8 protein-coding genes are annotated in these 10,575 nt (G+C 55.8%); 5 read left to right on the top strand and 3 right to left on the bottom strand.

Annotated features, from left to right (window positions below):
• On the top strand, nt 1-358 hold a 358-nt coding region (locus Q0K43_RS08275; RefSeq protein ID WP_297290082.1), incomplete at its 5' end, for a glutamine amidotransferase-related protein.
• 246 nt (nt 359-604) lie between these two features.
• Here Q0K43_RS08275 and Q0K43_RS08270 read toward each other — a convergent pair.
• The 3 genes from Q0K43_RS08270 to Q0K43_RS08260 all read right to left on the bottom strand — a co-directional run bounded on the left by Q0K43_RS08270 (nt 605) and on the right by Q0K43_RS08260 (nt 6,128).
• Nucleotides 605-2,596: a LysM peptidoglycan-binding domain-containing protein gene (locus tag Q0K43_RS08270; protein ID WP_297290081.1), complete on the bottom strand. Its 1,992-nt coding sequence runs from the start codon at nt 2,594-2,596 to the stop codon at nt 605-607.
• A gap of 161 nt (nt 2,597-2,757) precedes the next feature.
• Nucleotides 2,758-3,825 (bottom strand): TRAP transporter substrate-binding protein, encoded by a 1,068-nt coding sequence (locus Q0K43_RS08265; RefSeq protein ID WP_297290080.1) that lies wholly within the window; start codon nt 3,823-3,825, stop codon nt 2,758-2,760.
• Nucleotides 3,822-6,128, bottom strand: a complete 2,307-nt coding sequence (locus tag Q0K43_RS08260) for a helix-turn-helix transcriptional regulator (RefSeq protein ID WP_297290079.1) — start codon at nt 6,126-6,128, stop codon at nt 3,822-3,824. Before Q0K43_RS08260 ends, Q0K43_RS08265 begins: the two co-directional genes overlap by 4 nt.
• Nucleotides 6,129-6,491: 363 nt before the next feature.
• On the opposite strand from Q0K43_RS08260, the gene Q0K43_RS08255 reads away from it, so the two are divergent.
• Genes Q0K43_RS08255 through Q0K43_RS08240 form a run of 4 tightly spaced genes read left to right on the top strand, consistent with a single transcriptional unit; the run spans nt 6,492 to nt 10,375 of the window.
• Nucleotides 6,492-7,328 carry a sugar phosphate isomerase/epimerase family protein gene (locus Q0K43_RS08255; protein WP_297290078.1) on the top strand — a complete coding sequence of 279 codons (837 nt, stop codon included), beginning with the start codon at nt 6,492-6,494 and terminating at the stop codon, nt 7,326-7,328.
• Between the two features lie 58 nt (nt 7,329-7,386).
• Nucleotides 7,387-7,929 (top strand): TRAP transporter small permease, encoded by a 543-nt coding sequence (locus tag Q0K43_RS08250; protein WP_297290077.1) that lies wholly within the window; start codon nt 7,387-7,389, stop codon nt 7,927-7,929.
• Nucleotides 7,922-9,220, top strand: coding sequence for a TRAP transporter large permease (locus tag Q0K43_RS08245; RefSeq protein WP_297290076.1), 1,299 nt, complete (start codon nt 7,922-7,924; stop codon nt 9,218-9,220). Before Q0K43_RS08250 ends, Q0K43_RS08245 begins: the two co-directional genes overlap by 8 nt.
• Nucleotides 9,221-9,244: 24 nt before the next feature.
• A complete protein-coding gene (locus Q0K43_RS08240; RefSeq protein WP_297290075.1) occupies nt 9,245-10,375 on the top strand; it encodes a TRAP transporter substrate-binding protein in 1,131 nt (376 codons plus the stop codon).
• The last annotated feature ends 200 nt before the right edge of the window (nt 10,376-10,575 follow it).

Raw genomic sequence — 10,575 nt, 5'->3', positions numbered from 1 at the left:
GGACCAGCGGGGGATCACCGACAAGGGGGGCACCATGCGCCTGGGGGCGTACCCCTGCCGGCTCACCGGCCGGGACACCCGGGCCTATCAGGCCTATGGCAGCGAGGAGCTCTCCGAGCGCCACCGCCACCGCTATGAGTTCAACAACGACTTCCGCGCCCTGCTGACGGAAAAGGGGCTGGTCCTGTCCGGTCTCTCCCCGGACGGCCAGCTGGTGGAGATGGTGGAGCTGCCCGGCCACCCCTGGTTCGTGGGGGTCCAGTTCCATCCGGAGTTCAAATCCCGGCCCAACCGGGCCCACCCCCTGTTCCGGGCCTTTGCCGCCGCCGCCAAGGAATACCGCGGGGCTGCGCAATGACATCCCCTGCGGCGCCTCTGCCGCCCCCGAAAGAACTGCCCTCCAGACCGGGGCCCCGAACCGGCCCATCAGAAAACAGTCCAAACGGCCTCCGCCCGGCGCTCTGTACTGCACGAGCGCCAGGCGGGGCCGTTTGGGTCATTTTTATCCTTATTTGTTGCTATGTTGATCGTTCACAGCGCTTTGGGTCGGACCCGCAGCAGCACCCACCGTCATTCGGACCAACGGAAGGACTGGCGTCCCGGCTCACTGAGCGGGAATCACCAAAATCTGCCCCACATAGATGCGGTTGGGATCAGAGATGCGCTCTTTGTTGGCTTGGAAAATGTCCTGGTAACGGCTTCCATCCTGATAGAACCGCTGGGCAATCGCCCACAGGCTGTCCCCCTCCACGACCGTATACTGCTGCACTTTCTGGCCGGCAGAGGGCTGCTCCGGCTGGTCGGCGGAAGGATCCTCTGCCGCAGCCCGGGTCGTGTCTACCAGAGTCCCGTTATGATACAGCGCGCCGTCCTGGCTCCGGCTCCACTGGGAGAACCAGTCCCAAATCAGCTCCATCTCACTGGGAATGCAGTTGTGGGGACGGCCCAGGGTCTGGGTCAGCTGGACCATGGCGACCCCATCGTCATTGGCCCAGCCATAGGTAATGAAGCGGCCCTCCTCCGTACAGAAGTCCGGGTCATCCACGGGGCTGGTGCTATTGCGCTGGGCAAAGTAGCTCACCAGAGTGCGCACCTCGCCGTCCAAGGTAAAATCATAGCTCCAGTTGTCAAACTCGCCAAAAAGGACATACGTGGGGATCATGGCGTTGCCATTGTCCTGTGCGTACAGCTCCTGCTCGATCAGGCCGCCGGAAGTAGCCGCCACGGCGGCAAACCGCTCCGGAATCTGCTGGGCCAGGAACTGTGTCATAACGGCGCCGTTGGACTGCCCGGTGGCATAGCAGCGGGTGGGATCCACAGGGTAATTGGCAATCACCTGGTCCATCACATATTCGATAAACTTAAGGTCGTCCCGCTGGGTGGGGTCACCGGTGTTGTTCCAGCGCAGGATGTCGGACCAGGCGCAGGGGGAGACGATGATAAAGCCCTCCCGGTCGGCAATTTCCCACCAGTGGGTGGCATCAAAGATGACCCGACTGGGCTGGCTGGTCCCGCCCATCAGCAGGACCATGGGCACCTTCTCTCCGGAAGCCTTTACCGACTCCGGCGCGTATACGATGTACTCCCGCACCAGGCCGTCCATCTCCAGCTCATAGATGTCCAGGCCCATAGCATCATAATCGGGGCGGGCGCCCAAGGCGTTGCCGCCGATCACCGCAGTCTCATAGCGCGTATAGCCCCGCATAAAGTCGTAGGCACTCTGCGTAAACGCGGGGGAGCAGATATCCACGGAGCCGGTGAGGACCCGGACCTTGGAACGCGTGTCGCTGTAAGAGGTCACGATGCGGTCCGAGTCCTGGCGCTGGTCGAACTGCACACTGCCGTCCTCCAAGGCGACGCCGGTCTCCACGCAGTCGTTTGCCTCTTTCCAGTAGTCTGCAACAGCCTGATTGGCCTGGGTTTCCGCTGTGTTAATCAGCCATACCGGCATGGGCACCTGACTGAGCGTCGTGGAGCCGTCAGAGAGAACGGTCTGCCCCACCTGCAGGAGATAGTCCTGGTCAATTTCACTGGCATCTACAAAGACGCCTCCAATCATCGCCATGCTGTTGGCCATCGCATACTGCTGGAGGACCTGTCCGCCGGCTCCATAGCCAAACAGATAGGAGGTGCTGAAATTGGAGTACCAGGTCCGCTCGTTATAGGCGGCAAAGGCGGCGGTCAGGTATGCCTCCTCCTCTGCATAGCTGCCCCAGCCCTCCGGGCCGGGCTCCAGCACAAAGAGTCCCTCGCCCCGATCCTCCGCTAATTGGGCCCAACCGCTGTCCTCCAAAAATTCAGCGGTGTCCATCCCGTCCGGAACTGTGAGCACGGTGAAATAGCACCGAAGCTGTGCATCTGACCCGATATAGATCTTCGCGGTCCGGATCTGATCCCCCACTTGGATGTCCTGGGTGAAGTAGCCGTTGTGAAGCAGCGCATTCCCGCGGGTCGTGTCCGGCACCCCTGCATTCTCTTGGGTCAGCGGGGTGGGCTCCCCCAGCGTCAGGCCCTCTGCCCCTGCAGGCAGAGCGCACAGGGATGCCATCAGCACAGCTGACATCAGGATCGATAAAGCCCGTCTCAACGGTTTCATTCTGTTTCCTCCTTTGCGGAATGATGTTTTGGCTGTTTTGCCTCGAGCAGAAGGATAACAGAAAACAAAAGCTGTGTATAGTGTTAATATTTTGGATGGCCGTCCCGGGCGGGCAAAAACGAAACTATCGTTCATTTTGAACGGCAAATCGAAAGAATTGTTTATTGCTCCGTCAGGAGGGTTACCGCTCGGTGAAAGAGCTCCGCACCCAATTCCTCCTGTATGCCGGGCAACTCATATTGGGCACTGTTCTCCCGCAGAAGCTCCTCCAGCTCACCGGAGAGCTTCCGATATTGCACCCCATAGCCCTCCAGCAGCTGCCCGTTCCGGGCCAGATATGCCGCGCTCTCCGTCTGATAATAGTCCCGGGTTTTATCCGCCGCTTCGCGCACCATCTCCTGCTGCTCCCGGGTCAGAGATTGGAAGAATTCCAGGTTCATAATCATCGTGTCGAAGTAGATCCGGTGCGGAATCTGAATCAAATAGTCTAAATAGGGGTAGAGCCGCTGCCCGATCACCACCGGAAGGGTGCTCTCATGGGCATTGACCGCCTTTTGCTGAAGCATGATCCGCAGCTGCTTGATGTCTACCACCGTCGTTTGGGCCCCCAGCGCCTGCCAGTAACAGGCGTTGGAATCATGCTCCACCGGTATTCGCACATTGAGCCGCTGAAAATCCTCCGCCCGCTCAATGGCTTGATTGCAGGCCAGGTAGCGTCGTTCCGGCGGCATGACCTCCAGGAGCATCATCCCGCTGTCGGCGTACTGGTCCTCCAAAAGGTCCCGGAGTTCCCCCTCCTGAAGACGCTTGTCCAGCTCTTGGAGCGACAGATCCCCCAGGGCGGGAGCCAGGGCACACAGCTGTACCAGCGGAGTGCTGTCTCCCAGCCCAATGCGCATCTGGACAGAACCGCTGGAGAAAGAATCCGCGTTGTCCCGCACATTGCCCAAGGTGTCATTGGGATATATCTCCACATAGAGCGTTCCGTCTGACAGCTCCTCCAGCTGGCGCTTAAAGTAGACGGCCGCTTGGTGGGTGGGCCGGTCCTCTGTGGCGGAATGAGACAGGAGGATCACAATCGGCTCCTGGGCCGCCCCCTCCCGAAGCTCCCGTTGGGCCTGCACCGCCTGGAACAGGTCCCGCTCCTGCATCGGCGCCTGAATACAGCCGGTCAGCAGTATGTACAGGACCAGAAGCAGAAACGCCGGCAGCCGGCGAACCCTCCTCATTTATGCTCCTCCCCCCTGCTGCTCCGGTACTGACCGGGCGTCCGGCCAACATATTTCTTGAATACGCGGATAAATGCCTGCGGTGAATTAAAGCCGCACTTCAGACCAATTTCAGCCACCGTCAGGTCGGTGGCGTCCAGCAGCTTTCTGGCCTGGGTAATCCGATATCGATTCAGATAATCCAGAAAGCCGCAGGAAAGGCGGGTGGAAAACAGATGGGACAGATAAGGGCCGGTGGTGCCTATCTGCTCACTTACCGCCTCCAGAGACAGGCCGGGGTCTCCGAAATGCTCTGCCAGGTACTCCTGGGCCCGAACGATGTGCTGGTACTGGCGGTTTTGGGTTTTGGCCCGCAGCCGCGCTGTACTCAACTGAACAAACTGTTTGACGCTCTCGAGCCTGGGGTCCCCCTCCTCCACTCGGTTGTCCGGGGATCCGAGGGCGTGACGCAGCTGCTGCCACCCCTCCTCCGGGTCGATTTGGTGCTGGATCAGCTGCTCCATCAACAGGTCCATGAGGAGCTGCAGCCCTCTGCCGGTCCTCTCCCCATCACAGCGGATCAAATCATCTATCAGGGTGTCCCAGTCGGTCCCGCTCCCCTGTGCCTGACCAATGGTCTGGCGCAGGGCCCGGGTAATTTGCTCGCGCATCTCGTCGTCCTTCTGAGACGGCCGATTCACCTCTTGACGGTAATAGCTCCAGTGCTGGGCTTCCCACCTGGCCTGTTCATACATCTGACCTACCGCGTCCAACCCAATGCAGGGCCCCGCACTCCCAAGGGCACACCGAAAGTCCGTTGTCTCGACCACGCGCTCCGCTCTGCGGCGCAGTTGCCGGAACTGCTCCATAAATCCGCTCTCAGCACTGGACAGCTCCACCAGCCAGGCAGTCTGAGCAGCGCTCACCTTGACCCGCCTGACTATGCCCAGCTGTTTACAGCCTTCCTCCACGAGCAGGACGAGACGCACCCCCAGCAGGATGGTTTCCGTCTCCTCCCCGCTGCTGTCAGAAGGCTGCTGCCAGTCCAGATAGGCCACGGCGTAGACCCCGTCTCCGGCCGGCAGCTGCCCATCTTTTTCCAGCTTATCCAAGTCTTCCTTGGATAGCTCATCCCGGAACAGAGACAGCAGATGCTTTTCACGCACTGACTCCTGCAGCTGATCCAGCATCGTCTGCATGGTTTCCCGCTGCCGCCGGTCGTCCTCCACCATGTTTTGAACCAAGACCAGCTCGTTATCTCCGAGGCGGCGGAGCGTGGCCACCTGATCTCTGCTCCGGCCGGCCTCCAGAGAGCCCATCACCCGGCGCAGCGGCAGATAGATCCGCCGGTACATCCACAGGGAGGCCGCAAGCATCAGCGCGGCGGCCAGCAGCACATAGGGGATCAGCGCCTGGACCCAGCCTCCCCTGATGGGAATCAGGTCCCTGCCGTCTATGCATGTGACCAGGAGCAGGTCGGTGCCAGGCGCCCAATAGGCCAGGACCATGTCAGTGGGGGCGGACGCACTGGAGTAGGCGTAACAGGACTCCCCCCACAGATCCTCCGCTTCGTTCCCCACCTGTAATGTCTGAGGGTCTGGATATTCTATTTGCCGGTCAAAAATTGGGGTGCCAAAAACCGTGTACACATAGGAAATATCCTCTTCCGGCCAGTTTGTCTCCATTTCGGCCAGCAGCGCTTCGGCGTCAAGCTCCAGCACAATGGTCGCCAGCGGACTGGAGCTCGGATAGCCCACTGCCAGGTACAGGCCGCCATTTTGGGTCAGCAGAGCGGCCTGGTTCACCCAGGCCAGCTCCCCTGCCTTCTTCCTCTGCTCATAGTAAGTCAGAAGCTCCTGCTGTCTGCTCTCGGTCAGGGGCAGCAGCTCCTGGTCTGAGGACAGGACCATCTTTGACTGGTCAAAATAGATCCAGATCTCTCGCAGGATATCCCCATAGCTCTGCACCAAAGAGCTCAGGTACATGGCCACATCCATGCTGAGTGTGCTCTGTGCGATATCTTCCATAACCATCAGGCGGCTGCAGTCCTCCCGGTGCTTCAATCCATCCACCTGTTCCAGGAGCCGCCCAAGCTCCATCTGAAGAAGGTCTGCCTGATATTCCATGTGGGCAAATTCGCTCTGAATGGTCTGATAGCGATACTGATCCTGATAAGTTCTCAGCACGTAGTGCGAAAACAACGCAAGTACTCCAGCGGTCAAGAGCAGCAGAGCCAAGAAAATGGACCCAAGCACACTGCCCGAGCGCAGGGGGATCCATTTCTGGATGCGGGACCGCCAGCCTTCAGCCACGTGCCGATCCACATGATGCACCCCCTTTGGTTGGTTCTCCTGACTGCGTATCAGTATAGCACATCCGGCGAAAAATAGGAAGGCAGCTCTTTGTGCCACTTACTGTTTGGCCGAAGCGGAGGGGCACAGAGATCAAACAGCGCAAGGGCAGACATGACCCCAAACAACTGACCGCGCACTACAGGGTATCCCAAACTGTCAGCTGCAGCAATTCGCTCCAGCCCCCTCCACAGTGCCGCGGTCTTCAAAAATATTAACCAATGCAGCGGCAAACCCCTTGACGCCCTCTGTTCAATATGATATAATGCAGACCATAACATTATATAATGTATTGTATAATGAGTGAAGGAACTTTGTTTCAAAGGGGTGAATCATGTGAAAACGCTGACCAGGGCACAAATTGCTTGTTCCAATTACCACTACATTAAATACAGCTTGCCTTACTTCCTGCAGTCTATGTCGAATCTGAATCAGCATCTCATTGAGTTCTACGCAGCTTGCCCTCATTTGAGCATAGAAGATGCCACCTATTCCGATGTGGCCAAATTGAAGCATGAGTTAGATGCACGCGAAATCTCTGTCTGCTGCCTGACTCAAGAGCAGTGTGTGTATCCTATCAACATCGCCTGTGAAGATGAGGTCATTCGCGAACGCAGCGTTCAGACCTTTTTCAAAACGATAGAGTTCGCTGCACAGCTGCAGGCCCCATACGCACAAATCGTCTGCGGGCGAGGGTATTTTGATCAGTCAGAGGAAGCAGCTTGGGAGCGCAGCGTGCAGTCCCTGCGCAGAATTGTGGACAAGGCGACCAGATATGGTGTAACCATGGTTATTGAAGCGGCCAGCTACAATACGACCAATGTGGTATATAACACCGGACGGATCCGCCGCATGTTGGATGAGATAAACAGCCCAAACCTGAAAAGCATGTTGGATACCTGTGCCGTCGCCATGGCAGAAGAAGATTTTCGGACGGATTTGGCAATTTTGAATGAAGACATGGTCCACCTGCACTTCGCTGACGGCACACCGTTGGGTCACTTGATTCCCGGAGAGGGAAACTTGCCCCTGAAAGATTATTTGTTGGCGCTGGATGACTTTGGATATACCGGAGCCATTCCATTTGAAATTTATAATCGGCTGTATGATTTTGATCCGGAAGAAACCATGAAAAAATGTTTGGATTATCTCTACCAAGTGATCCCTGCGTGAGACGCCAGTTAAGTCTTTGGAAGCCGCACATAAAAACGCTTGTGGAGAAAGGAGTATTATGAAACACGCGATAAAGAAAGTTGGAGTTGTCCTGGACCGGTTCAACAACGGACTTGAGCTGCTGGCGGGGCTGGCCGCATTCGCGATGATGGCGATGCTCTGTTTTCAGGTCATGATGCGTTATGTATTCTCCAGCCCTATTTTCGGAATCGATGAAGCGGTTGTAGCCATCATGGTTTGGGTGTGTGCCATTGGCTGGGCCACAGTGTATTGGCAGAATGGCCACGCAATGCTGGAGTTTATTGTAAAGCATCTTGGCCCAATGCCCCGCAGAATTATTTTTCACTGCAGCAATTTGATCGTCTTGGTAATTTCCGTCATCTTTATCCCCGCCAGTTATATGCTGTTTAAGATGCAGGAAAACCTGCGCCCTGTCGGCGGACTGCCGTTTGGGAAAGCATATTATTATGCGCTTCCCGTTTTAGTCATGAGTATCATTGTGTTGGTTTACTGTATCTACAAAACGGTTGCCTACATCGTTTTGGATGATGAATCTATCGTTGTCCCTGAGGCAAGAGAGGAGGGGAATGCAATTGACTAGCTTTGATCCGTTGATTCTGCTCTATTTTGGGACATTTGTGGTTTTGATTCTGCTGCAGATCCCCATTAGTTATGCCATGTTGCTGGCCAGTTTGGAATACCTGGTTATCAATCACGAGAGCTTTATTATCTTCGCTCAGAAAAGTGCGAATTCCTTCGCCGATTTCAATATGCTGGCACTGCCGTCCTTCCTGTTTGTGGGCTGCTATATGAACGAGGTCGGATTAACAGACCGCCTGTTTGCAATGTTGGAAAGCTGGCTTGGCCATCTGAAAGGCGGATTGGCCCATGCTAATGTACTGGCCTCTATGGTGTTTGCCGGAATGTCCGGTTCCGCTTTGGCTGACGCCGGCGGACTTGGAACCATTGAGGTAAAGGCCATGACAAAGGCGGGCTATGACAAAAATTTTTCCATCGCGGTTACAGCGGCTTCCGCAGGGATTGGGCCCATTATTCCTCCCTCGATTAATTTTGTAATTTGGGCGTTTTTGTCTCAGACTTCCACGATGGCCATGTTTGAGGCGGGATATATCCCCGGCATTATCATGGGCGTCAGCATGATGATTTGGATTGTCATTGCCATGAAGACCCAAAATATCCCGTGCCCCAAAACCAGACGGTTTTCCTGGCGGGAGAAGGCGTCCGCAACCTGGAGTGCTATGCCTGCACTGGGCGGACCGATTATTTTGGTGGCCGGCATCACCACTGGCGTCTTTACTCCTGCCGAATGCGGAACCGTGGCTGCCATGTACTGTGTTGCGATGTCCCTCGCCCTGCGGCGGTTTAACTGGGGCATGTTTACCCGGGCTCTGAGGGCAACCGTTGCCAGTACTGGTATGGTGATGTGCCTGTGCGCGGCCGGCATGGTATTTAACTGGCTGATCGTTACGAGCGGAATCACCACTGTTGTCACCGACGCGCTCATGGCGTTGAACAATCGTTTCCTTATCCTCTTGCTGCTGAACCTTTTGCTGCTGTTTATGGGCTGCTTTATCGGCGCTATGCAGATCGAGATCATGATGGCCCCCCTCTTAATGAATATTGCCACCGCCTTGGGGATGAGCTATGTACAGATGGGCGTCATGGTGGTGCTGAATATCACCATCGGCATTATCACACCTCCATTTGCGCCAGCACTGTTTGTAACCTGTAAAGCAACAAACGGCCATTTTGACTCCGCGTTGAAATATACCATCCAGTTTTTGATTCCCTTGTTTGTTACCTTGATGCTGGTGGCCTATGTGCCGCAGATTACGGAGTTCCTTCCCAGGCTTCTTGGGACGCTCAAATAAATAAAAAATGGAGGTATGACTACAATGAAACGGATACTGGCGTTATCTCTGACCCTGACTCTGGCTTTTGGCGCACTTACATCCTGCAACAGCTCCCCCGCAGAAAGTTCCTCGCAGCCTGACCCTGCCGCCTCAGGGCAGGGAAGTGACATTGTTGATGTTTCTGCCCTTTCTCTGGAAGAAGCTTCAGAGCGGGCGGCAGCCGTCGTATACGATGACGATACCATTGTGGTCCGCTTCGGAAATGCGGGGGCTTTAGGTGAAACCGGCCCGACGGCCTGCCAGTATTATTGTGATCTGGCTAACGTGGCATTCAATGGCAAATATCGCTTTGACTTCTATCCCTCCGAGCAGCTGGGAAACGAGACCACTATGCTGGAAAATATGCAGATGGGCCTGCAGGAAGTTATGATGACGACCCTGAGCACTATGGCCACCTATGCCCCTGACCTCAATATTTTGGACATGGCGTTTTGCTTTACCTCATCGGACCAGGCCCAATATTTTATCGCGCAGAATCAGCAGATCTGGGATGACCTGGATGAGGCCGGCTTTGAATTTGTGGCCTATAACCTGCAGCGTAACCCCCGGATGCTGTTTTGCACCTGGCCGCTGGAAACTGTGGACGATATGAAGGGAATGAAGTATCGGATCCCGAACCTGCCTATTTTTGAAGCGGATGCCAGGGCCATGGGTGCTACCCCTGTGGTCACTGCTTATTCGGAGTATACCTTTGCTTTGATGCAGGGGATTGTGGACGGCGGCGACGCGGCTAAGGACGCTTATTACTCCGCGGGGTTCTATGAGTCTGCGCCCTATGCGTCTGAGGTAGACTTTGCCTATCCCTTTGAAAGTATTTTCTTTGCCAAATCTTTCTGGGATACTCTGCCTGCAGAGGACCAAGAAGTGTTCCGGAATATTGGAGCCCAGGTGGAAGCCTACTACAATGATACCGTTCACGATGAGTGGGCTCAGATGAAGGAAGAACTGATTGAGAAGGGCGTCACTTTCGTGGACTGTGACCGGCAGTCATTCATTGATGCCACCGCCAATCTGGGTTATGAACTGCAGGAGACTGACTTGTTTAAAACCGAAAATCTGTACGACAAGGTCCTGGCTTGGAACGCCGAATTTGATGCAGCCAATCCCGCCTAAGCAATATAGCAGTCAGGCCGGAACAATCTTGTTCCGGCCTGACAAGAAAATACTTTTTAGGAACAGGAGAGCACATATATGAAGCTTCTGGGACTGGGAGACAACGTGTGTGACCTCTATCTCCACACAGGTATGATGTACCCCGGCGGGCAGGCGCTGAACGTGGCAGTAAATGCTGCAAAACTGGGTGCCGCAGCCGG

The organism is uncultured Flavonifractor sp., from assembly GCF_944383115.1.
Taxonomy (GTDB): Bacteria; Bacillota; Clostridia; order Oscillospirales; family Oscillospiraceae; genus Flavonifractor.
Note: the sequence above shows the minus strand (reverse complement) of the source record. Positions and strands in the feature narration are given on the sequence as shown.

Excerpts from the sequence above, each read along its gene's own strand:
- Q0K43_RS08265 (WP_297290080.1), bottom strand. The coding sequence starts at position 3,825 with ATGAGGAGGGTTCGCCGGCTGCCGGCGTTTCTGCTTCTGGTCCTGTAC.
- Q0K43_RS08250 (WP_297290077.1), top strand. The coding sequence starts at position 7,387 with ATGAAACACGCGATAAAGAAAGTTGGAGTTGTCCTGGACCGGTTCAAC.
- Q0K43_RS08240 (WP_297290075.1), top strand. The coding sequence starts at position 9,245 with ATGAAACGGATACTGGCGTTATCTCTGACCCTGACTCTGGCTTTTGGC.
- Q0K43_RS08270 (WP_297290081.1), bottom strand. The coding sequence starts at position 2,596 with ATGAAACCGTTGAGACGGGCTTTATCGATCCTGATGTCAGCTGTGCTG.